Origin of the sequence: Pelagibius sp., assembly GCF_028289705.1 — a bacterium.
In the GTDB taxonomy this organism is placed as follows: Bacteria; Pseudomonadota; Alphaproteobacteria; order Kiloniellales; family Kiloniellaceae; genus Pelagibius.
On sequence record NZ_JANQOI010000193.1, the window covers coordinates 12,034 to 35,887 of the forward strand.

Consider the following 23,854-nt stretch of genomic DNA (forward strand, 5'->3'; position numbering starts at 1 on the left):
GTAAAGATAATGAGCGATAAGCCGAAGACATTTTACGATGACCTCAGCCGCCGCCACATGCTGGGCGGCATGGCCGCCCTGGGCGGCGCCGTTCTGGTGGGGCCGGGCCTGATCGGCCGGGCCCAGGCCAAGACGCCGGGCACCCTGGTGTTCGGCCTCTCGTCCTATCCGCCGGGCATCAAGCCCTGGGAGAACAAGGGCACCGCCAGCAGCACCGTGAAGCTGCAGTTGTTCCGCGGGCTTCTGGGCTACGGCCCGGACGGCGGCCTGCAGCCTGAGCTGGCCGAGTCCTGGGAGATCCCCGACGCCCAGACCTACATCATCCAGCTGCGGGACAACGCCTACTTCCACAACGGCGACCCGGTCACCGCCGAGGACGTCAAGGTCTCCCTGGAGGCGATCGCGGCGGAAGACTCGACCGCCCATCTGCGCTCGCGCTTCGGCGTCGTCGAGTCCATCGAGATCGTCGACCCCAAGACCGTCAGGATCAATCTGAAGGAGCCCCAGGTCACCTTCATCTACCTCCTGGCCAGCGTGCACTCGCACATTGTCTCGGCCAAGGAGCTGGCGAAGGACCCGAACAACTTCGTCGGCGCCGGCCCCTATCGCATGGTCGAGGTGGAGCGCGGCACCCGCATCGAAATGGAAGCCTTCGACAAATACTACAAGGCGGGCCTGCCGAAGACCAAGAACCTGCGCTTCGATGCCTACAAGGACGAGAACCTGCGCGTCGCGGCGCTGGAAGCCGGCGATGTCGACGTCATCGAGTATGTGCCCTGGCAGAGCATGGATTCCATCGGTGCCAACTCGAAGCTGAACCTGGACGTGGTGGACGGCCCCTTCATGTATCTGCTGTTCAACACCGAGGCCGGGCCCTTCACCGACCCGCGCCTGCGCCAGGCCGTGGCCTATGCGGTGCAGCGCCAGGACGTCATCGCCGCCGCCTTCTTCGGCCGCGGCAATCTCTTGGGCGCCATGCCGATCCCCAAGGGCTCGGAGTATCACGAGCCGAGTTTCGAGGGGCATTGGAAGCGCGACCTGGAGAAGGCCAAGGCGCTGCTGGCCGAAGCCGGCTTCCCCGACGGCTTCCAGGCCACGCTGCTGTCCACCGCCCAGTACGGCATGCACAAGGACACCGCCGAAGTGGTGCAGCAGAACCTCGCCGACATCGGTATCCAGGTGAAGCTGAACCTGCCGGACTGGGCGACCCGCGTCTCCCTGGGCAACCGCGGCCAGTACGACTTCGCGGTCATGGGCTCGGCCGGCGACTTCAACGATCCCGACGCGCTGACCAACTTCCTCGACGGCACCCGCGGCAATTCCTACGTCCGCTCGCTGGGCTTCGCCGACGATGAAATCAACGGCCTCCTGGCGGAAGGCCGCCAGGAGCTCGACCCGGCCAAGCGCAAGGCGATCTACGACAAGGTCCACGCCCGCGCCCTGGAGCTGGCGCCCATCGTGCCCATCAACTGGCGGGCCCAAGGCTACGCCACTCAGGCCTATGTGTCCGGCTTCAAGAACATGCCGGGCTTCCTCACCTTCTACTCAGGCTATACCATCGAGAACACGGCCATCGAGTAGTAGCGAGGCGGAGACCCGGACAGTATGGGTGGAGGCGGCCTGACGACTTACGTGGCCCGGCGCGTGTTGATCGCGCTGGGCCTCGTCTACATCGTCACCACCATCGTCTTTCTGGTTCTCCACGTCATCCCGGGCGACCCCGCCATGCTGCTGTTGAGCGGCGGCGGGGTCGATCCCTCGGCGGAGGCCGTGGCCGAACTCAGGCGCAAGCTCGGCCTCGACCAGCCGATCTTCACCCAGTACATCGACTATCTCGCCGGCCTGCTGCAGGGCGACCTCGGCAACTCCTTCCAGGACGACCACCCGGTCGCCGCCGAGATCGCCAAGCGCCTGCCGCGCACCATCGAGCTGATCCTGGCCGCCGCCCTGCTGTCGGTGCTGACCGGCCTGCCGCTGGGCACCCTGGCGGCACTGCGCCAGGGCGGCATCACCGACCGCAGCCTCTCGCTGGTCGCCGGGCTGATGCTGTCGGTGCCGGTCTTCGTCACCGGCACACTGCTGGTGTTGGTCTTCGCCCAGAAGCTGCAGTGGGTCCCGGCCGGCGGCTTCGTCGAGTGGTCGCGCGATCCCATACGACATCTCATCCACCTGCTGATGCCGGCGGTCACCATCGCCATGGGCCTCTCGGCGGTGATCTTCCGCATGATGCGCACCACGGTCCTGGAGACCCTGCAGCAGGAATGGGTGCGCACCGCCCGGGCCAAGGGGCTCTCGGGACGCAGCGTGCTGCTGCGCCATGTCGTGCGCAACGCCCTGGGGCCGGTGCTGACGGTTCTCGGCCTGCACATGGGCACTCTGCTGGGCGGCACGGTGCTGGTGGAGTACGTCTTCAACTGGCCCGGCCTCAGCGGCTTCCTGGTGGTGGCGGTGGAGACCCGCGACTATCCGGAGGTGCAGGGCATCGTGCTGGTGATCTCCTTCCTCTTCATCCTGCTCAACCTGCTGGTCGACCTGCTCTACTCGGTCCTCGACCCGCGCATTCGCCTGGAATGATCGCGCGGTGCCGAGCATGAACCCGAAACTGCGCCGCCTGCTGCCCCGCCTGCTGCTGGTCGGACTGATCCTGGGGCTGGCGCTCTTCGCGCCGCTGCTCACCGACCAGGACCCGGTGAAGATGACCATCTCCGAGCGCCTGCAGCCGCCCTCGGCCGACCACTACCTCGGCCAGGACGAGTACGGCCGAGACATCCTGGCGCGGCTGCTCTACGGCGCGCGGGTGTCGCTGGCCGTGGCGCTGCTGGCCGCCGCCGCCGCCGGGGTCATCGGCGTCACCCTCGGCCTGGTCGGCGGCTACTTCGGCGGCATCGCCGAGCTCTTCACCGTGCGCCTCACGGACATCGTGCTGTCCTTCCCGCCGATGCTGCTGGCGCTGCTCATCGTCACCATCCTGGGGCCGGGGGCGGAGACCCTGACCCTGGTGCTGACGATTCTCTACACGCCGGGCTATGCCCGGGTCGCCTACGGCGAGACTCTCTCCGCGCGTTCCGTCGAGTACGTCGAAGCCTCCCGCGCGTTGGGCGCCTCGCCCTTCCGCATTCTCTTCCGCACCATCCTGCCCAACATCAGCGGGCCCCTCATCGTGCAGTTCTCGCTGACCGTGGCCTCGGCGATCCTCATCGAGTCCGGCCTCAGCTTCCTCGGCCTCGGCGTGGTGCCGCCGGATTCGAGCTGGGGCCTGATGATCCGCGCCGCCCGCGGCTACATGGTCTACAGCCCGCTGCCGCTGCTCTGGCCCTGTCTCGCGCTGACCGTCACCGTACTGGCGGTGAACGCGCTCTGCGATGCGCTGCGCGACATCTACGATCCCAAGGCGGCGCGCGAAGGCGGCCTGTTGCAGGCGGCCCGCTCCCTGGTGCGCTTCCCGGTGGCCGGCGAAGCGCGGCGCGCCGAGGCCGAGCCAGCCGAGGACGCGCAGGTCAAGGTCTCCGACCTGCGCATCGAGTTCGCCACGCCGCACGGCGCCTTCGCTGCGGTGGACGGCGTCTCCCTGGCCATCGGGCGCGGCGAGACCGTGGCGGTGGTCGGCGAGTCGGGCTCCGGCAAGACCATGATCGGTCTGTCCATCCTGCGCCTGATCCCCGGGCCCCATGGCTCCATCACCGCCGGCAGCATCGCCCTGCGCACCAAGCAGGGGGACGTCCTGCCCCTGGAGCAGCTCGACGAAGAAGCCCTGGAGGAAGTGCGGGGCCGGGATGTGGCCATGGTGTTCCAGGAACCCATGACCAGCCTCAACCCGGTCTATCCGGTGGGCGAACAGATCGCCGAGGCGCTGCGCCGTCACCACGACCTGAACAAGCGCGAAGCCCTGGCCAAGGCCATCGAACTGCTGGAGCGGGTCGGCATCCCCGACGCGGCGCTCAGGGTGCGCGACTATCCGCACCAGATGTCCGGCGGCATGCGCCAGCGCGTCATGATCGCCATCGCCCTGAGCTGCACCCCGGCCCTTGTGGTGGCGGACGAGCCGACCACGGCGCTGGACGTCACGGTGCAGGCCCAGATCCTCGACCTCTTCCAGCACCTGCGCGACGAGGGCGACAGCGACCTCGGCCTCATGTTCATCACCCACAACCTGGGTGTGGTGGCGGAGATCGCCGACCGGGTGTTGGTGATGTATTGCGGGCGCATCGTCGAGGAGGGGCCGGTGCGCGAAGTCTTCCGCGACCCGCGCCATCCCTACACCCGCGGCCTGCTGTCCTCCATTCCCAGGGTCAACCAGGCGACCGGCGAGCGGGCGCCGCTGACGGCGATTCCCGGCACCGTGCCGGGGCCGGGGGAGCGGCCCCAGGGCTGCGCCTTCGCGCCCCGCTGCGCCTTCGCCGAGCCGCGCTGCTCCGTCGAAGAGCCCGTGGCCCACAGCTTCGCGCCGGGGCGCAGCACCCGCTGCCTGCGCTGGGACGAGCTTGGGCCCGCGGCGGCGCGGGACACGGAGCGGGAGATCACGCAGGAGGCGGGGCAATGACGACCTCCGGGAACGCGCCAGCAACCACCATCGTCGAGGCCCGCGACCTGACCAAGCGCTTCCGCGCCAGCGGCGGCGGCTGGGGCCGGCGTGCCCAGGTGCATGCGGTCGAACAGGTGGACATCACCCTGGCCCCCGGCGAGGTGGTGGGCCTGGTGGGCGAGTCCGGCTCGGGCAAGAGCACCCTCGGGCGCCTGATGCTGCGGCTCATCGAGCCCACCGAGGGCCGCATCCGCTTCGAGGGCGAAGACATCACCGACTGGAGCCAGGGCCGTCTGCGGCCCTTGCGACGGCGCATGCAGATCATCTTCCAGGATCCCTACAGCAGCCTGGACCCGCGCAAGACCGTGGCCGGCCTGATCGGCGAGGCCTTCGCCATCCACAAGCTCTACAGCCGGCGCGAACGCCGCGAACGCACGGTGGCGCTTCTGGAACGGGTCGGCCTCTCGGCGGACCACCTGGAGCGCTTTCCCCACGAGTTCTCCGGCGGCCAGCGCCAGCGCCTGGGCATCGCCCGCGCCCTGGCGGTGGAGCCTCGCTTCATCGTCGCCGACGAACCGGTCTCAGCCCTCGATGTGTCGGTGCAGGCGCAGATCATCAACCTGATGGCCGGGCTGCAGCGCGATCTGAACCTGGCGCTGCTGTTCATCTCCCACGATCTCAGCGTGGTGGAGTACATCTCCGACCGGGTGATGGTGATGTACCTCGGGCGCATCATGGAGGAGGCGCCGGCCCGCGACCTCTACACCAAGCCGCGCCATCCCTACACCGAGGCCCTGCTCTCCGCCGCGCCGGTGCCCGAGCCGGACGTGGAGCGCAAGCGCATCATCCTGGAGGGCGACCTGCCGAGCCCCATGGACCCGCCCTCGGGCTGCGTCTTCCGCACCCGCTGCCCCTATGCCCTGCCGGCCTGCGCCGAAGCGCCGCCGCCGCTGCGCGAAGTCGCCCCCGGCCACCGCACGGCCTGCATCCGCGACGACGTGCTGTAGCAGGTTGTTGAGAAGGTGGCTGCACGGAGCACAGCACCCTTCGAGACGGCCCTTCGGGCCTCCTCAGGGTGAGGTCAAGGTGTTGGATTGATTGACCTCATGCTGAGGAGCGAAGCGTCTCGAAGCACGAGGTCAGTCACCAAACCGGCTCTTTCAACAGCCTGGTAGGGCCTCGTCGCGGCGGGGCTGATCACCCAACTCTTCGACGCCCATCTCTTCGACTAGGAAATCGAGAAAGGCACGCAGCTTGGCCCCGACATGGCGGCGGGAGGGATAGACCGCGTAGAGCGTGGTTTCGACGGCCGACCAGTCGTCGAGGACGCTCAGCAGGCGTCCCTCTTCGATGTCTTCGCGGACATAGATCCAGGGGATCAGGCTGAGCCCGAAGCCGGCGCGCAGGGCATCGCGGACGGCGAGGCTCGACGTCACCTTGTAGCGGCCACGCACCGGAACGCGGACTGAGCGGCCCGCCTTGCGGAAGCTCCACTCCCGGGCATGGCCGGAGAGGGTGAACTGGACGCAGTCGTGCTGTTGCAGATCGTCGGGCCGCTGCGGCACGCCCCGGCGTTCGAAGTAGTCCGGACTGCCGCAGACGACATGGGACAGGGTCATCAGCCTGCGCGCAATCAGGCTCGAGTCCTCCAGGTTGTCGCTGCCGCGAATGGCCAGGTCGAATCCCTGCTCCACGATGTCGACCCGCCGGTCGTCCATCCTGAGGTCGAGGGACAGATCGGGGTGGCGTTCGAGAAACTTCGGTATGGCTTCGGAGAGGCAGAGCAGGGTGACGGTCATCGGCGCGCTGACCCGCAGCAGGCCCGCCGGCCGCTGCTGCAGGGGGCCGAGGGCGCCATCGGCCTCCGCCAGGTCGTCCAGGATCTGCTCCACCCGCTCGTAGTAAAGGCTGCCGGCCTCGGTGAGGCTCATGCGGCGGGTCGTCCGGTTGAGCAGCCGCACGGCAAGATGGGCCTCCAACTCCCCGATGTTCTTGCTGACGGCGGCCGGCGACAGGCCGAGATGGCGCGCGGCGGCGGCAAAGCTGCCGAGGCCTACGGCGGTGCGAAACACCGTCAGGGCGGTCAGGCGATCCATGATCATTCACCATGAGTGAATAATAATGCCACCAGATTGCGCATTATAAACCGAAGATCAAGCCGCTATCTATGGCTTGGGCCAGGAACGCCGAAGGCGGAACGACCACCGGACAGCGGACACCTGCCCACCTGGAGCGAACCGCACCCCCGAGAAGGAGTTGGAGCCATGCGAATCCTGGTCTTTGGAGCAACCGGAAACGTCGGCCGCAGAGTGGTGACCGAAGCGCTTGCCCGCGGTCACGAAGTCACCGCCGTGGTCCGCAACCCGGCGCGGGTCGATGAGATCCCCGAGGGAGCAAAACCCCGGATCGGTGATGCCGCCAAGGCGGCGGAGGTGGCCGCCCTGACCGCCGGTCAGGACGTGGTGATCACCGCGACCCGTCCGGCCCCCGGCAACGAAAAGGATCTCGTCGAAACCACCGAGTCCCTGCTGACCGGGCTCGCCGAGAGCGATGCGCGGCTGCTGGTGGTCGGCGGCGCCGGCAGCCTGAGCGTTCCCGATGGCAATGGCACCCTTGTGGTCGACGATCCGCGCTTCGTGCCGCCGGCATGGCGGCCCATCGCCCAGGCCTGCACGGAACAGCTCGAGGCCTGCCGCGCCGCGACCGCGATCGACTGGGCCTATCTCAGCCCGCCGGCGCTTTTGGAACCGGGCACGCGGACCGGCCGCTACTGCCTCGGCTCGAACGAACTGCTGATCGATGACGAGGGCCGCTCGGCGATTTCCATGGAGGATCTCGCAGTGGCATTGCTGGACGAGGCCGAACGCCCCAGACACCACCGCGCCAGGTTCACCGTCGCATCCTGACATCCGATCTGGAGTGCTCTGCCAGTTCATTTCGACGAGGGAACGGCACGATCAAGAAACACAAACCGTTCCCTCGCCGAGCCGGCACCAACTAGTCCAAGTTCCTACACCACTTGATTAGTCGTTTTGGCGCCGGCGACGGCTTCGACAACGTATGGCTGCGGGAACTCCGGAGGGTTCGACGAAAGGCCGAAGTGCCCGTCGAACCGCTGTGCCGTGCCGGAAAATATCTCATTCCAACAGCACCTTACCCTGACACTCCCGGGCGAAAATGTGCGATGCTGCAAGGATCGATCGTTTGCAGCCGGCCATTCGACTCTGCGGGAGTCCCGATGCATATAATGGTAGGCTCGAACGATGGACCGCGATGTTCTTGATTCCGCAAAGCCCGACCGAGGCCGGTCGGACGTCGCCAGGAGTTTTTTCTTCATCGCAACCGGCGTGCTCGCTGTCGCAAAGCGCGCCGGGGTCAGCCTGAGAGGCGGGGCAGGTCCATAAAGCAGACAAGCAGCCGGGGACGGTTATGGGGGTCGCCGTCCGCAATTTGGGGAGAGGGGATTGCAAAGAGATACAGGGGACTCGGACGCCAGCGCTTTGGCCGCGCTCGAAGCGCGGCTGCGCGAGGATCAGGAAAACCTCTGCCGGCCGGCCGAGAACTGGGTGCTGCCGCACCACCACGAAGGACAAAGGGTGCTGGACGCCGTCATCATCGGCGGCGGCATGTGCGGCCAGCTCCTCTGGTTCGCGCTGACCAATGGGGGCATGCGCAACATCCGTATCCTCGACCGCAGCCCGGAGGGGCTGGAAGGCCCCTGGATGACCTATGCCCGCATGGAAACCCTGCGCTCGCCCAAGCAGCTCACCGGCCCGGCCTATGGCTACGGCGCCCTCACCTTCCGCGCCTGGTTCACGGCGCAGTTTGGCGAAGCGGCCTGGGACGCCCTCGACAAGATCCCCCGGCCCATGTGGATGGATTATCTGAAATGGTACCGCAAGGTGCTGGAGATTCCGGTGGAGAACGGGATCGCGGTGAAGCGCATCCTTCCGGAGGGCGACTACCTGCGCCTCGAACTGACCGGTGCCAAAGAACCGGTCCTGTTCGCCCGCAAGTGCATCATGGCCACGGGGCGCGAGGGCACCGGCCACCCGCAGATCCCCGGCTTCGCCCGTGACCTGCCGCGCAGCCACTGGGCCCACACCTCCGAGGACATCGACTTCGCCGCCCTGAAAGACAAGCGGGTGGTGGTGATCGGCGCCGGCGCCTCGGCGGTGGAGAACGCCGCCGAAGCCGCGGAGCATGGCGCGAAGGAGGTGCGCCATCTGATCCGCCGCCGGGAGATGCCGACCATCAACAAGATGATGGGCATCGGCTCCTTTGGCTTCACGGCCGGTTACGCCGACCTGCCGGACGAATGGCGCTGGCGTTTCATGCAGTATTCCTTCGCCACTCAGACGCCGGCGCCGCGCGGCTCGACCCTGCGGGCGAGCCGCAACGACAACGTCTATTTCCACTTCGGCAAGGGCATCGCCGGGATGCAGCTCTGCAGCGACGAGTTGGTCATCGACACCGTGGACGGCGTGCGGCTCGCCTGCGATTACATGATCCTCGCCACCGGCTTCACCACCGATCCCCTGGCGCGTACGGAACTGGATGGCTACGCCGACAAGATCGAACTCTGGCGCGACCGCTACACGCCGCCGGCCAACGAGCAGAGCGAAGACCTGGCGAACTTCCCCTACCTCAACCGCGACTTCACCTTCCGCGAGCGCGATCCCGGCGCGGCGCCCTGGCTGAAGCACATCTACTGCTTCAACTACGGCGCCTCGGCCAGCCTCGGCAAGGTGAGCGGCGACATCCCGGGGATCAGCGAGGGCGCCTCCTGGCTTGCCCGCGAGATGGCGGCAACCCTTTACCGCGAAGACGTGGCCGCCTACTTCCAGGGCATGATCGACTACAGCAAGCCGGAACTGCTGGGCGATGAATGGACGGCGAGCGAGATCGAGGCCGAGGCCGTGGCGCCGCTCAGCGAGGCGGGAGGCTGATCATGGAAGCCGACACGCTCAACGACGACGACGTGGTGCTGCGCGAGGCTGGCATTCCCGCCGACAGCCCGGTGCAGGCCGCCCTCAGCGGCCGTGCCGATATCCTGGCCATGACCCAGAAGGCGCACGACGCCGCGCTCACGCCGGCGGAGCCCGGCGGGCTCTCCCACGCCCTGCGCGCCGCCCTGGCGGTACGGGCCGCGCGGCTGCACGGCGAGGCCTCTCTCGCCGCCCACTATGCGTCGCTGATGGCCGAGGCAGGCGCGGAAGGCGACGTCGCGGCGCTGGCCGAGCCCGCCACCAAGGACTTCGCGGATCGGCGCCTGGCCGCCTTCGCCGCCTACACCGACCTCGCCTCCCTTGCGCCCAAGGACGCCACCGAGGCGGACATCGCGGCCTTGAAAGCCGCCGGCATCGGCGATGCCGACATCGTCCGCCTGGCGGAGCTGACTGCCTTCCTGGCCTACCAGTTCCGCGTCGTCGCCGGGCTGAAGCTGATGCAGGCGACGGCATGAGCGAGACGCTCCACGACTTCACCGTCGAGGTGCCGCTCTGGCGGCCCCGCGTCCGGCCCATCGACCTGGCGGAAGCAACGCCCGACCAGCTTGATGCGCTGAAGGTGACGCCTTCCAACACCAAGGTGTCAGACTACGTGCTGGTGCTGGCCAACGACGTCGAGACCCTGAAGGCCCGCACCCCGCTGTTCAACGCCATCATGTACAACCGCGGCGGTCTGGGCCGCAGCGGGCGGGAGTTGGGCGCCGTCGGCGCCTCCGTGGTCAACCGCTGCATCTACTGCGCCGCGGTGCACGCCAGCCGCTACAACCAGCTCACCAAGACCGAAGACCACATGCGCGAGGTCTTCGCCCAGGGTGAGGCCGCAACGCTGCCGTCCCGCGAAGCGGCGATCTACGACTTCGCGGTGAAGCTCTCCAAGACTCCGAGCGAAGCGACGGAAGCCGACATGCAGGCCCTGCGCGACGCGGGTTTGAACGACGAGGAAATTCTCGACCTTGTGCTTTCCGCCGCCCTCTTCGGCTGGGCCAACCGCCTGATGCACCTGCTGGGCGACCCTGTCGCCAGGCAAGCGGAGGAAGCGTGATGGCCGGGCCGGACCAGAGCCTCTCCGTCGGGATCGCCGGGGCCGGGGCCATCGCCTATGGGGCGGCGGCCTTTCTCGAAGACGCAGGGCACAAAGCGAGCCTCTGGTCGCCGTCGGGCGCGCGCACCAAGCGCCTGGCCGCGGGCGAGCCGCTGGTGGCCAGCGGCGCCGTCGAAGGCCGCTTCCATCCCCGCATCGCCGGCTCCGCCGCCGATCTGGTGGAAGGCGCCGATGTCATCCTGGTCGCTCTGCCGGGTTACGGCCACAAGGCGGTCTTCGACGCCATCGCGCCGCACCTGCGCGCCGGACAGACGGTGCTGATCTCCTCTCACGCCTCTCTCGGCGCACTGTATCTCTCACGACGTCTGGCGGAGCGCGGGCTGGTGCTGCCCATCGTCGCCTGGGGCACCACCATCACCTCCGGGCGCCAGCCGAGCCCGGTGGAGGCGCAGGTGAACACGATCCGCAGCAAGGTCGACATCTGCACCCTGCCGGAGTCCATGAGCGCCCAGGGCCTGGCCTGCTGCCGGGCGCTGTTCGGCGACCGTTTCGTCGAGCGCGACGGCCTGCTCGCCATCACCCTCAGCAACCTCAACCCGCAGAACCACATGGGCATCGCGCTCTGCAACATGACCCGCATGGAGCGCGGCGAGGCCTGGGACCAGGGGCTGAACGTGACGCCGAACGTCGGGCGCCTGCTGGAGGCGCTGGACCGCGAGCGCCTGGCGATCTGCAAGGCCCTCGGCCTTTCGGTGCGCACCATCTTCGAACACTTCCACCTTTCCTTTCACGTCCCGCAGGACAGCGTCTCGGCCATGAACCAGGAGATGCACCGCCAGGGGCGCGGCGGGACCGGCCCGGCCACCGCCGACAGCCGCTATGTCACCGAAGACGCGCCCTACGGCCTGCTGATGACGGTGAAGCTGGGCGAGCTGGCCGGCCGTCCGGCGCCGCTGCACCGCGCCGGGGTCGAGATCTTTTCCGCGCTCTACGGGCGCGACTTCTTTTCCGAGAACCAGCTTCTGGAGGCGCTGGCGCTCGATGCGCTGTCCCTGGATGAGCTCAAGCGGCTCGCCCGGGACGGCTATCCCACCGGCGGGCAAAGGCCGACGCAAGAGCGGCCGCAGGTCCGGCCGGAACGCGCGGGGTGACCCGCGTGAGACCTTAGAGTTCGGCAATCTGTGGCAACCAAAAAAGAGGGGAAAAGAGATGACCAAGTTCACGACAAACAGGCGCCGCTTGTTGAAGGGCGCCGCCGCGGGAGCGACGGTGCTCGCCGCCCCGGCAGTGCTGCGGACCAACGCGCGGGCGGCCGGAGCGGTCAACGTCTGGACCTATGCCAACTTCATCCCGGACGACTTCAAGAAGGAGTTCGAAAAGGAAACCGGCATCGAGGTGCGCATCCGCCTCGTCGACGACCAGGGCAAGCAGTTCAACCTGCTGGCCGCCGAGGCCCCAAACCCGACGGCCGACGTCGTCACCGTGGCCGGCCACCGCTTCCTGCAGTTCATCGATTCCGAACTGCTGGCGCCCATGGACACCGGCCGCCTGAAGAACTGGGGCACCATCAATCCGGTCTACTCGGAGAGCGACTGGGCCACCGTCAAGGGCAACAAGTGGGGCGCCCCCATTCTCTCCGGCGCCGAGATCATGGCCTACAACAGCGACGAGGTGACGCCGGATGAGGCCCGTTCCTGGGACATCATGTTCTCCGACAAGTATGCCGGGCGCACCGCCTACATTATTCAGGACATGATGTCGGTGATGATCCTGGCCAAGGGCTATGACGGCAACATGATCGAGTACATGGACAATCCGGCCCAGGCCGCCGCCATCGTCGAGGAGGTGCGCGACTTCCTGATTTCCCACAAGGGCAAGGTGCGCAAGTTCTACGAGTCCGGCGCGGAAGTGCAGCAGATGTTCATCAACCAGGACATCGTGTTGGCCCACGCCTGGAGCGGCCCGATCTCCAAGCTGATCATGGACGGATTCCCGGTGCGGATGACCATCCCGAAGGAGGGCTCCTACGGCTTCGTCTATACCCTGAATGTCGCCAACAACGCGCCCAACGCGGACAACGCCTACAAGCTGCTGGACGCCCTGCTGGCCTCCTCGCAGGTCGGCGCGGAGATGACCAAAGCCTCCGGCTTCATCTCCACCTTCCAGGGGGCCGATGCCCATCTGAACGATCTGGAGAAGAAGGCCGCCTCCTTCACCGAGGAGGAGCTGGCGGGACTGCGCTTCTTCCGCGCCGAGGCCAACAAGATGAAGTACGAGCTGATCGATCCGGCGGTCGAGCAGATCAAGGCCGCCTGAGGCCTGGACATGTGACGGGGCGGGGCACCTGCGCGGGCGCCCCGTCCCGGTCCCGCCGTCTCGTTCGAAGAAAAGGCCTCAATGACGCAGAGCGAACCGAAGCTTGCCGGCGTGGGCGCGGCCGGAACCGCCGGCGGTGGGCGCAGCCTCTGGGGGCGGCTGCTGACCAGCGAGGTCTACCAGGCGCTCAGCGCGGTTCTCTTCAAGACCCAGCGCCGGCAGTTCTGGCTGCTCGCCAGCTTCCCGCTGTTCTGGGTCTTCTTCGCCCATCTCGGGCCGATCCTCCGGATGTTCTGGATCAGCTTCCTCGACGCCTATCCGCCCAGCGTCGGCCAGACGCCGGAGCTCACGCTGGCGAACTGGACGAAGTTCTTCGAGGAAGCCATCTTCGTCATGCCCTACTTCCGCACCCTGGGCTTTGCTCTGGTGCTGACGGTCTCGACCCTGGTGATCACCTATCCGGTGGCCTATTTCCTGGCCAAGCACGTGCGCCGCAACCGCCAGCTTCTGTTTCTGCTGATCCTGCTGATCCCCTTCTGGGTGGGGGAGATCGTGCGCACCTACGCCATCATGATCCTGTTGGGCAACAACGGCGCGGTGAACCTGATCCTCAAGTCTCTCGGCCTCGTCGACCGGCCGATCCCCTTCATGTACACCAGCTTCTCGCTCAGCGTCGGCATCATCTACCTGACCTCGCTCTACATGCTGCTGCCGCTCTATTCGGCTCTGGAGAAGATCCCCAACAACTATCTGGAGGCCGCCGCCGATCTGGGCGCCGGCTCCTGGACGCGCTTCCGGCGGGTGACCCTGCCGCTCTCCAAAGAAGGTATCGCCTCCGGCTGTACCCTGGTGTTCCTGATCTCCACCGGCTACTACGCCACGCCGGTGCTGCTGGGCGGCCCCAGCACCACGGTCTTCTCGGAGACCATCGCCGGCTTTTTCTACGTCGCCGGCGACCAGTGGCCGGTGGGCGCCGCCTTCGCCTCGATCATGCTGATCACCACCCTCTCGGCGGCGGCGATCTTCCTGAAGCTCATGGGGCGCAGCGGCCCCGGTATGCTGCGCTAGGGGAACGGATCCGATGACCCGCCATACCCGCATCCTGATGTCGGTGATCTACTGGGCCTTCATCGTCTACCTCTTCGTGCCCCTGGTGCTCATGGTCATGATGGGCTTCAAGGATTCCAAGTTCATCGGCTTTCCGATCCGCGGCTGGACCTTGGAGTGGTACACCGGCATCTTTCAGGACGCCGAGGTGCTGAGCGTCTTCGCCTATTCCATGACCATTGCCATCGCCAGCACCGCCCTGTCGCTGGCCATCGGCACCTGGGTCGCCTGCTTCCTCGGCCCCAACCGCTTCCGCGGCAAGCTGATCGTCTTCGCGCTGACCTGCCTGCCGGCGGTGATCCCCGGCATCATCTCCGCCATCTCCCTGCGGATCTATGCCCGCGCCCTCGACATCGAGCCGGGCATGCTGGCCATCATCCTGGGCCACACGGTGCACAACGTGCCCTTTGTCGCCCTGGTGGTGATGGCGCGGCTCGCGACCCTGCCGCCGAGCCATATCGAGGCGGCGCGCGACCTGGGGGCCGACTCAATCGTCGCCTTCTTCCGCGTCACTCTGCCCTATCTGATCCCGGCGCTGGTGGGGGCCGGTATCTTCTGCATGCTGCTGAGCTTCGACGACTTCGTGCGCTCCTTCTTCCTGGGCAGCTACGAACCGACCCTGCCGGTGCTGATCTTCGCCATGCTGCGCAGCGGCATGTCGCCAGAAATCAACGCGATTTCAGCCGTCGTGCTGGTGCTGACCGCGGTGCTCGGCCTCTGGGCCGAGCGCTCCATGCGGCGGCTGAACAGGGGATCCTGAGATGACCGAGGCCGCGGCCAAGACCGAAGTGACAGCCGGCGAGACCATCGTCCACCTGGAGCGCATCACCAAGCGCTTCGGCGCCGTCACCGCCATCGACGACCTGGACATGCGCATCCGGGCCGGCGAGTTCATAACCTTCCTGGGGCCTTCGGGCTGCGGCAAATCCACCACCCTGCGCATCCTCGGCGGATTCGAGACCCCCGACGAGGGCCGCGTGGTCATCGACGGCGAGGACGTGACGGCGCGGCCGCCCAACCGCCGCGACGTCAACATGGTGTTCCAGGACTACGCGCTCTTCCCCCACATGAGCGTCGCCCGCAACATAGCCTTCGGCCTGGAGCTGAAGGGGCGCTCGAAGGCGGAGATCGTCGAGCAGACCGACGCGCTGCTGGACTTCCTGCAGCTCACCGGCCTGAAGGACCGCATGCCCGACCAGCTCTCCGGCGGCCAGCGCCAGCGCGTCGCCCTGGCCCGCGCCCTGGCGCCGGACCCCAAGCTGCTGCTGCTGGACGAACCGCTGGGCGCGCTCGACGCCAAGCTGCGCGGCCAGGTGCAGGTCGAGCTGAAACAGATCCAGAAGCGCACCGGCAAGACCTTCTTCTTCGTCACCCACGACCAGGAAGAGGCGCTCACCATGTCGGACCGCATCGTGGTGATGAACAACGGCCGGGTGGAGCAGGACGGCACGCCGGAAGAGCTCTACTTCCACCCGCAAAGCCGCTTCGTCGCCGAGTTCATCGGCGAGACCAACCTGATCGAAGGCATCGCCCGGGGCGGCGATAACGGCAGCCTGGTGATCGATTGGAACGGCGTCGACCTGCACGGCACCGTGCAGGGGCCGATGCCGGACAGCGGCGCCAGCGTCACCGCCGCGCTGCGGCTGGAAAGCGTGGTCTGCCATGCGGCCAAGCCGGCGAACGGCCGCGCGCTGGCCGGGCGGGTGGTGAGCCGGATCTTCAAGGGCAGCCGCACCACCCTCGACATCCGCATCGGCGAAGAGGACGGCGCGGTGGTGCGCGCCTACATGGACGCCGGCGAAGCCGAAGGCATCGCCCAGGACCAGCTCTGGGTCTCCTGGGACTCTTCCCGCCTCTCGGTGCTGCGGGACTGAGGCAGACACAAGTAAAGGGCGGACCGAAGCGGCCCGCCCTGAAGTCTTAAGGCATCGATCGCCTTCGCGATCCTTGGGGACGACCCTCAGATGTCTTGATCGAGGGCCGTCCCCTGGAGATCACGCCAGATCGAAACGGTCGAGGTTCATCACCTTGCCCCAGGCCGCCACGAAGTCGGCCACGAAGGCTGCTTGCGAGTCCTCGCATCCATAGACTTCCGCCAGAGCGCGAAGCTGGGAGTTCGAACCGAAGATGAGGTCGACACGGGTGCCGGTCCACTTCACCTCGCCGGTGGCACGGTCGCGCCCCTCGAAGACGTCATCGGCATCCGAGGCCGCCTTCCAGGTCGTGCCCATGTCCAGCAGGTTCACGAAGAAGTCGTTGGTGAGACTCTCCGGCCGCTCGGTGAAGACGCCGTGCTTGGACTGCCCGACGTTGGCGCCCAGAACGCGCAACCCCCCCACGAGCACCGTCATCTCCGGTGCCGTCAGGGTCAGCAACTGCGCCCGGTCCACCAGCAGGGCCTCGGCCGCCACGCTGTAGGCGGTCTTAAGGTAGTTGCGGAAGCCGTCGGCGGCCGGTTCGAGGACGGCGACGGACTCCACGTCGGTCTGCTCCTGGGAGGCGTCCGTGCGCCCCGGGGTGAAGGGCACGGTGACATCCTCTCCGGCGTTCTTCGCCGCCTGCTCCACGGCGGCGCAACCGCCGAGGACGATCACGTCGGCGAGGGAGACCCTCTTGCCGTTGGCCTGCGCGTCGTTGAAGGCCTTCTGGATGCCTTCCAGGGTCTCCTGCACCGACGCCAACTGGGCGGGCTGGTTCACCTCCCAGTCCTTTTGCGGCGCCAGGCGAATGCGCGCGCCGTTGGCGCCGCCACGCTTGTCGGAGCCGCGGAAGGTCGCCGCCGAGGCCCAGGCAGTGGAGACAAGCTGGGAAACGGAAAGCCCCGATGCGAGGATCTGGCCCTTGAGGGCCGCAATGTCCTGCGCGTCGATCAGATGATGGGTGACGTCGGGAACCGGGTCCTGCCAGATCAGCACCTCTGAGGGGACCTCCTTGCCGAGATAGCGCGCGCGGGGGCCCATGTCACGGTGGGTCAGCTTGAACCAGGCCCGCGCGAAGGCATCCGCGAACTCCTCGGGGTTCTCGTGGAAACGCCGCGAGATCGGCTCGTAGATGGGGTCCATCCGCATGGCCATGTCCGCCGTGGTCATCATCGGCGCGTGCCGCCGGGCGGGATCGTGGGCGTCGGGCACGCTGCCCGCGCCGCCGCCGTTTTTCGGGGTCCACTGCTGGGCGCCGGCGGGGCTCTTGGTCAGCTCCCAGTCATAGCCGAAGAGGGCATCGAAATAGCCGTTGTCCCACTTCACGGGATCGGTGGTCCAGGCACCCTCGATGCCGCTGGTGATGGCATCGACGCCCTTGCCGCTGCCGTAGCTGCTCTTCCAACCGAGGCTCTGCTCTTCGATGGCCGCGCCTTCCGGCTCGGGACCGACGAGGCCTGCGTCGCCGGCGCCGTGACACTTCCCGAAGGTGTGCCCGCCGGCCACCAGCGCCACCGTCTCCTCGTCGTTCATCGCCATGCGCGCGAAGGTCTCGCGGATGTCGCGGCCCGAGGCGACGGGGTCCGGATTGCCGTTGGGGCCCTCCGGGTTCACGTAGATCAGCCCCATCTGGACCGCGGCCAGGGGACGCTCGAGGTCGCGCTCGCCGCTGTAGCGCTGGTCGCCCAGCCAGGTGTTCTCGGAGCCCCAGTAGATGTCCTCCTCGGGCTCCCAGACGTCCTCGCGTCCGCCGGCGAAGCCAAAGGTCTTGAAGCCCATGGATTCCAGGGCGCAGTTGCCGGCGAAGATCATCAGGTCGGCCCAGGAGATCTTGTTGCCGTACTTCTGCTTGATCGGCCAGAGCAGCATGCGCGCCTTGTCGAGGTTCGCGTTGTCGGGCCAGCTGTTGAGGGGCGCGAAGCGCTGGGTGCCGGAGGAGCCGCCGCCGCGGCCGTCGGCGGTGCGGTAGGTGCCGGCGCTGTGCCAGGCCATACGGATGAACAGCGGGCCGTAGTGGCCGTAGTCCGCCGGCCACCAGTCCTGGGAGGTCTTCATCAGCGTGAAGATGTCCTGGCGCAGGGCATCCAGATCGAGGGTTTTGAACGCCTCGGCGTAATTGAAGGCCTTGTCCATGGGATCGGACAGGGGCGAGTTCTGGTGAAGGATCTTCAGATTGAGCTGGCTCGGCCACCAGTCCCGATTGGAAATGTGAACCCGGCCGGTCACCGGGCATTTGCTGCCGCCGTCCATGTCTTGTCTCCGGTCGTCGTGAGCCTTGGAATTAGAATAGTTCTAAATATATAAGATTTAGAATCGTTCTAACAAGGGGCAATTATGGCTCTTTGCCCCTTCGGAGCCTTCGCTGGGCGCCGGCATCGGTCGCTTGCCATTGGGGCCGGGGAACGCCCCCATGAACGCGCAGTCCGAAGGAGAGGCTGGACAACCGACCACGGACACCAAGCAAACGTTTAGGAATTCGTACCTCCCGTTCACGCGGGAGAAGGCGGCTGGCTGCGCGGGCGCAGATTGCCCAGCGATTGGGCTGCACACCATGGCGGGCGCGGATGACACGCCAAGCCGGTATGTGCAATCCTGTTTGCCGCCAGATAAGCGGACAAGACCGGGCGCTGCGGGATCGGTTGATCCACCTGAGCGCGATGCGACCCGGCAAACGCGACAGTCGAGCCTCGCAAACCTTCGGGCCCGGGCGCCGCACCGCGAGGGAGGCTTCGGACATGTCCTCTGAGACGATCAAGGCAAGACGCTCGTACCAGGCCTGGGTCGCCAACGAGACCATGGAGGACTACTCCCTTCGCTACGCCGCGACCGCGTTCCGAAAATGGCGGCCCTTCGTCATAACCAACACCGCCCTGGGCGGCATCTCCTTCCTGGCCCTCGAGGCGATCGGCGGCGCGATCACGCTGAGCTATGGGTTCAGCAATGCGCTTCCCGCAATCCTCGTCGTCTGCACCCTCGTCTTCATCACCAGTCTGCCCATCGCCTACTACTCGAGCAAATACAACATCGACATGGACCTGCTGACGCGCGGTGCGGGCTTCGGCTACATCGGCTCGACCATCACGTCGCTCATCTACGCCTGCTTCACGTTCATATTCTTCGCTCTCGAGGCGGCGATCATGGCGCAGGCCTTGGAAATCTATTTCGGTCTTCACATCGTTCTCGGGTACATCCTGTCCTCGCTCGTCATCATTCCGATCACGTTTCTCGGCGTCACCCTGATCAGCAGGCTGCAACTGGTTACCCAGCCGATCTGGGTCATCATGCTGATCGCGCCGTTCGTGTTCATCTTTCACAAGGAACCCGAGGTCCTGTCCGACTGGATCGCCTTCGCCGGCGCCCGCGGCAGCGAGTCCGGGTTCAATTACCTTTACTTCGGCGCGGCGACCGGGGTCCTGTTCTCGCTGGTCGTGCAGATCGGTGAACAGGTCGACTACCTTCGTTTCCTGCCCGACAAGACGCAGAAAAACAGACTCAGTTGGTGGGCCGCGGTCATCTCGGCAGGCCCGGGGTGGATCGTGATCGGCGGGCTCAAGATCCTGGCCGGCAGCCTCCTGGCCGTACTCGCCGTAAGCAGCGGCCTCGCCTTCGACGATGCGGTCGAGCCCATCCACATGTACATCCAGGCCTATGGATACGTGAGCAGCGACCCTTGGATCGTCCTCACCGCCGCAACCGTTTTCGTGCTCATCTCGCAGGTCAAGATCAACGTGACCAATGCCTACGCGGGCTCGCTCGCGTGGTCCAACTTCTACTCGCGGGTGACCCACTTCCACCCCGGGCGCGTCGTCTGGCTCGTGTTCAACATCCTCATCTCGCTTCTCTTGATGCTCCTCGGCATCTTCGAGACCCTGGAGACCGTGCTCGCCGTCTATTCCAACCTGGCGATCGCATGGATTGGCGCGATCTTCGCCGACCTCACGGTTCTGAAGCCGCTGGGCATTAGCCCGTCCTATGTCGAGTTCAAGCGCGCACACCTCTATAACGTCAACCCGGTGGGCTGCGGTGCCATGGCCATCGCCTCCCTGGTCTCGGTCCCGGCCTACGGCGGCGTCTTTGGGGAGGTGGCCGAGGCCTACTCTGCGGGGCTGTCGCTGGCCACCGCCTTCGTCGTGGCGATCGCCATCGGTGTCGTAACCCGGGGCAAGTATTACATCGCCCGGGAGGACTCCCTGCCGCGCCGGCTCAAGGGGCAACACATGGTCCGCTGCTCGATCTGCGCGTATACCTACGAGCCCCAGGACATGGCCTATTGTCCCTTCTATCAGGGTGCCATCTGTTCGCTGTGCTGCAGCCTCGACGCCCACTGTCACGACGTCTGCAAACAACCGGAGCACGTGCGCGTCGCGGCCGTCGCGAGCCCCGGCGGCGCGCATTTCCGGCGCATGATCCAGCCACATCTGGCGCAACGGCTGGCCAAGTTCCTCGGGGTCTTTCTTGCGCTCGCCGTGGTGACGGCCGCCGTCTTCCTCTTGGCCTACCGGATGATCGAACTCGATGGAACCTTCGCCCAGGCGGACAACGCGCGGCTGCTGCTGCGGCTCTACGTCGCCAGCCTGGTTCTGATCTGTATCGGTGCCTGGTGGATTGTGCTGTCGCACGAAAGCCGCGAGCTGGCCGAGCGCGATCTTGTCAGCTCCTTGGAAAAGCTCTCCGAGACCCGGCAGGAACTGATGCAAAGCGAACGCCTGGCGACCATCGGCCAGCTCACCGCAACGGTCAGCCACGAGCTGCGCAACCCCCTTGGTACGCTGGTCTCGTCGGTCTCCGTGCTGCACAAGTACCTCGACCGGTCGGAGCCGCCGGTACGGGACGAACTGGACCGCATGCAACGCAACATCAAGCGTTGCGTGCGGATTATCGAAGACCTGCTCGAGTTCTCACGCGACCAGAGCGTTCACGTCCGCCCGGTCCCTATCGACCGCTGGATCGCGTCTGAATTGGAGGAACAGGAGCTCCCGGACTCCATAGAGCTGCGTACCGAACTCCGCTCGAACGCGACCGTGGTCATAGACAGCGAGAAGTTCCGTCAGGTGCTGGTGAACCTGCTGCAGAACGCGCATCACGCCATCGCACTGCGCGACGACACGGGGCCGCCCAATGGAGCGTTGACCGTCGCGACACGGGCCAACGGGGAACGCTTCGAGCTTCAGATCTCGGACGACGGCTGCGGTATCCGTCCCGACTCGAAGGACCGGATCTTCAAGCCCCTGTTCAGTACCAAGGCGTTCGGTGTCGGGCTCGGGCTGCCGTTGGTCAAACGCATCATGGAAGAGCACGGTGGCGGCATCGATGTGCAAAGCCAATGGGGCAATGGAACGACCGTCATGCTCTGGCTGCCGCTCGCGCCCGAGGGCACGGCGGCGGAGCGCACATCGAAGATCTTGAGATCATGAGAGCGGACGATGTTAAGGCCATGCCAATCACAATTGGGCGCCGATCAGGATGAATGACCAAGTACACACCACGGGGGTGGACTTGATCCGTCGCGTCCTGGTCGTCGATGACGACCATGACTTCGCCGACAGCCTCTGCCATTTCCTCAGGCTGGAAGGCTACGAGGCGAAGCAGGCTTACAGCATCACCGCTGCCCAGCAGGCGCTGGACGACTACCCCGCCGAGGTCGCACTGATCGACATCCGTATGGGAGAACAGAGCGGCCTCAGTCTCGTTTCGGACTTTCGCGGGCGCAGTCCCGAGGTCACCTGCATCCTCATGACCGCGTTCGCATCGGCGGACAGTGCGATCGAGGCGCTGCAGAAGGGCGCCTACGACTACCTCTGCAAGCCGTTCTACCCCGAGACCCTGATCGCCACGCTGGAGCGTTGTTTCGAGAGAATGTCGCTCGCTCGCGGCCGCGAGGAAGCCGAGGCAGCCCTGCGTCGCCGCAACCGGGAACTGGAGGAACTCAACGCCCGCCTGCGCATGGTCGTCGGCAGCATGCCGGCGCTGTCCGCCTGCACAACGCTGCGTCAACTCTGTGCCGCCGTGCTCGAGCAGGTGGCGGCGAACATGGACGCGCGCAAGGGCGCCGTCTATCTGAAGGAAGGCGACAACCTCGTCTGTAAGCACGAGCTTGATTCCGGGCACCGTGAGACGATTGCCCTTCCTCTTCCGCCGGACGACCCTTTCCAGCAGGTGCTCACCTCGCGGCGGCCAGTTTTCTCGCTCGGTCCCGGGGCTGCCGCCCAAGCCTTGCCCGCGGGCTGGCCGACGGCGACGCGTGGGGCATTGCTGACCTTTCCGATCACCGGCGCGAGGCAGGCCCCGGTTGGCGTCTTGACCGTGCAGGCGGCCGAAGACAAGACCTTCACGCAGCAGGACCGCGAGTTCGGCCTGATCCTCGTGTCACTCGCCAGCGAGGCGATCAGGCTCGTCCAGGCGCACGAGCAGCTGCTTTGGAGCGAGGAGCGCCTGCGCGAAGTCATCGACAACTCACCCTCGCTGATCTCGCTGAAGGATCTGGAGGGCCGCTTCGTCGTCGTCAACAGACGCTTCGAGGAATGGCACGGATACGGGCCTGAGGAGGCGCTCGGCAAAACTTCCCAGGACCTTTTTCCGGACGAGGTCGCCGCCATCTATGCGGCGCGATACCAGGAGGCGCTCAGCAGCGGCAAGGTCGTCGAAGAGGAGATCGAGATTCCCTTCGCCGACGGCTCCGTGCATTCGGTGCTGGTTACGAAGTTCCCGGTGCCGGGCGCGCATGGGCAGCCCGTAGGCATCGGCACGATCGCGACCGACCTGACCGATCGCAGGCGCGCGGAAGAGCAGCTGCGTCAGGCACAAAAAATGGAGGCCCTGGGCCAGCTCACGGGCGGAATTGCGCACGACTTCAACAATCTGTTGGCGGTCATTTCGGGCAACCTGGACCTGATCCAGGATGACGTTGCGGATACGGACTTGTCCGAGATTGCCGAGGATGCCCAGGCTGCGGCACGCAGTGGCGCGGAACTGACGCACCGGCTGCTCGCATTCGGGAGACGGCAGACGCTGCGCCCGCAACCGACGGTCGCGGGCAAGCTGGTCACAGGCATGTCCAGAATGCTGGAGCGGACGCTGGGCGAGAACATCCAGATCGAAATTGCCCTGCCCGACGGACTGTGGCCCATAGACGTCGACAGGAACCAGCTGGAGACGAGCCTCCTCAATCTCGCCATCAATGCCCGGGACGCCATGCCGGACGGCGGGGAGCTCACGATCGTGTCGAGAAATGTCACGCTAGACCACGGTTACACCGACCGGCATGCAGCGGTCGACACCGGTGACTATGTCCTGATCGCAGTTAAGGATAGCGGGACCGGCATGTCACCGGAGGTGGCGGAGCGCGCCATACAGCCGTTCTTCACCACCAAGGAGGTCGGCCAGGGCAGCGGGCTGGGGCTCAGCATGGTCTACGGCTTCGCCAAGCAGTCCGGCGGCCATCTGGAGATCTCGAGCAAGCTCGGCAGCGGCACCGCCGTCAGACTCTATCTGCCCAGGGCAACCAAAGGTGCGGTCGAAGTTGAAACCGATGCGCAATGGATGTCCGAGGCGAACGGCAAGGGCGAGCGCATCCTCCTGGTCGAGGACCAGACCGACGTCCGCAAGCTGGCCCGAAGGCTCCTCACCCGGCTCGGCTACGTGGTGTTCGAGGCGCGCGACGGCGTAGCCGCATTGTCGCTTCTGGACGATCTGGTCGATGTGGATCTGCTGTTCACGGACATTATGCTGCCGGGAGGAATCGGCGGGGAGCAGCTTGCCCGGGAGGCGCGGGCCCGCTGTCCGAAGCTGAAAGTCCTCTATAGCTCCGGCTACGCGCGCAGCGCCGCCCGTTCGATCAACGACCCGGATGGCGCGATTCCGCTGGTCAACAAGCCGTTCGTGATGAAGGACCTTGCCGGCGCGGTTCGGCGCACGCTCCAAGCCGGCGAAGCATAAGCAG

17 protein-coding genes are annotated in these 23,854 nt (G+C 66.4%); 15 read left to right on the top strand and 2 right to left on the bottom strand.

What is annotated here, in order from left to right; all coding sequences use genetic code 11:
* The first annotated feature begins 9 nt into the window (after positions 1–9).
* The 4 genes from Q0996_RS25285 to Q0996_RS25305 are packed head-to-tail and all read left to right on the top strand — an operon-like array spanning position 10 to position 5,529.
* Positions 10–1,581, top strand: a complete 1,572-nt coding sequence (locus Q0996_RS25285) for an ABC transporter substrate-binding protein (RefSeq protein ID WP_299626953.1) — start codon at positions 10–12, stop codon at positions 1,579–1,581.
* Positions 1,582–1,605: 24 nt separating this feature from the next.
* On the top strand, positions 1,606–2,574 hold the full coding sequence (locus tag Q0996_RS25290; RefSeq protein WP_299626956.1) for an ABC transporter permease: 969 nt from the start codon (positions 1,606–1,608) through the stop codon (positions 2,572–2,574).
* A 16-nt stretch (positions 2,575–2,590) separates the two neighbouring features.
* Entirely contained in the window at positions 2,591–4,540 is a 1,950-nt protein-coding gene (locus tag Q0996_RS25515; RefSeq protein ID WP_322096809.1) for a dipeptide/oligopeptide/nickel ABC transporter permease/ATP-binding protein, read from the top strand.
* The gene (locus Q0996_RS25305) at positions 4,537–5,529 is read left to right on the top strand and encodes an ABC transporter ATP-binding protein (RefSeq protein ID WP_299626959.1); all 993 of its coding nucleotides are present in this window, start codon (positions 4,537–4,539) and stop codon (positions 5,527–5,529) included. Before Q0996_RS25515 ends, Q0996_RS25305 begins: the two co-directional genes overlap by 4 nt.
* Before the next feature lie 153 nt (positions 5,530–5,682).
* Here Q0996_RS25305 and Q0996_RS25310 read toward each other — a convergent pair whose 3' ends face one another.
* Positions 5,683–6,618 (bottom strand): LysR family transcriptional regulator, encoded by a 936-nt coding sequence (locus Q0996_RS25310; RefSeq protein ID WP_299626962.1) that lies wholly within the window; start codon positions 6,616–6,618, stop codon positions 5,683–5,685.
* A gap of 168 nt (positions 6,619–6,786) precedes the next feature.
* Here Q0996_RS25310 and Q0996_RS25315 point away from each other — a divergent pair, with 168 nt between their 5' ends.
* The 9 genes from Q0996_RS25315 (at position 6,787) to Q0996_RS25355 (ending at position 15,870) form a co-directional block, all read left to right on the top strand.
* On the top strand, positions 6,787–7,428 hold the full coding sequence (locus Q0996_RS25315; protein ID WP_299626965.1) for an NAD(P)-dependent oxidoreductase: 642 nt from the start codon (positions 6,787–6,789) through the stop codon (positions 7,426–7,428).
* 558 nt (positions 7,429–7,986) lie between these two features.
* A complete protein-coding gene (locus Q0996_RS25320) occupies positions 7,987–9,471 on the top strand; it encodes an FAD-dependent oxidoreductase (protein WP_299626968.1) in 1,485 nt (494 codons plus the stop codon).
* Positions 9,472–9,473: 2 nt separating this feature from the next.
* Positions 9,474–9,986 (top strand): hypothetical protein, encoded by a 513-nt coding sequence (locus tag Q0996_RS25325; protein ID WP_322096810.1) that lies wholly within the window; start codon positions 9,474–9,476, stop codon positions 9,984–9,986.
* Entirely contained in the window at positions 9,983–10,573 is a 591-nt protein-coding gene (locus Q0996_RS25330; protein WP_299626971.1) for a peroxidase-related enzyme, read from the top strand. Before Q0996_RS25325 ends, Q0996_RS25330 begins: the two co-directional genes overlap by 4 nt.
* On the top strand, positions 10,573–11,724 hold the full coding sequence (locus tag Q0996_RS25335; protein WP_299626974.1) for an NAD/NADP octopine/nopaline dehydrogenase family protein: 1,152 nt from the start codon (positions 10,573–10,575) through the stop codon (positions 11,722–11,724). The genes Q0996_RS25330 and Q0996_RS25335 overlap by 1 nt, the downstream gene beginning before the upstream one ends.
* 58 nt (positions 11,725–11,782) lie before the next feature.
* Positions 11,783–12,889, top strand: a complete 1,107-nt coding sequence (locus tag Q0996_RS25340; protein WP_299626977.1) for a PotD/PotF family extracellular solute-binding protein — start codon at positions 11,783–11,785, stop codon at positions 12,887–12,889.
* A gap of 81 nt (positions 12,890–12,970) precedes the next feature.
* Positions 12,971–13,957: an ABC transporter permease gene (locus tag Q0996_RS25345; protein WP_299626980.1), complete on the top strand. Its 987-nt coding sequence runs from the start codon at positions 12,971–12,973 to the stop codon at positions 13,955–13,957.
* 13 nt (positions 13,958–13,970) lie between these two features.
* Positions 13,971–14,756 carry an ABC transporter permease gene (locus tag Q0996_RS25350; protein ID WP_299626983.1) on the top strand — a complete coding sequence of 262 codons (786 nt, stop codon included), beginning with the start codon at positions 13,971–13,973 and terminating at the stop codon, positions 14,754–14,756.
* A gap of 1 nt (position 14,757) precedes the next feature.
* On the top strand, positions 14,758–15,870 hold the full coding sequence (locus Q0996_RS25355) for an ABC transporter ATP-binding protein (protein WP_299626986.1): 1,113 nt from the start codon (positions 14,758–14,760) through the stop codon (positions 15,868–15,870).
* 120 nt (positions 15,871–15,990) lie between these two features.
* Here Q0996_RS25355 and katG read toward each other — a convergent pair whose 3' ends face one another.
* Entirely contained in the window at positions 15,991–18,165 is a 2,175-nt protein-coding gene (gene katG / locus Q0996_RS25360) for a catalase/peroxidase HPI (RefSeq protein ID WP_299626989.1), read from the bottom strand.
* Between the two features lie 314 nt (positions 18,166–18,479).
* On the opposite strand from katG, the gene Q0996_RS25365 reads away from it, so the two are divergent.
* The gene (locus Q0996_RS25365) at positions 18,480–21,329 is read left to right on the top strand and encodes an ATP-binding protein (protein WP_299626992.1); all 2,850 of its coding nucleotides are present in this window, start codon (positions 18,480–18,482) and stop codon (positions 21,327–21,329) included.
* A 49-nt stretch (positions 21,330–21,378) separates the two neighbouring features.
* Positions 21,379–23,850, top strand: a complete 2,472-nt coding sequence (locus Q0996_RS25370) for a response regulator (RefSeq protein WP_299626995.1) — start codon at positions 21,379–21,381, stop codon at positions 23,848–23,850.
* The last annotated feature ends 4 nt before the right edge of the window (positions 23,851–23,854 follow it).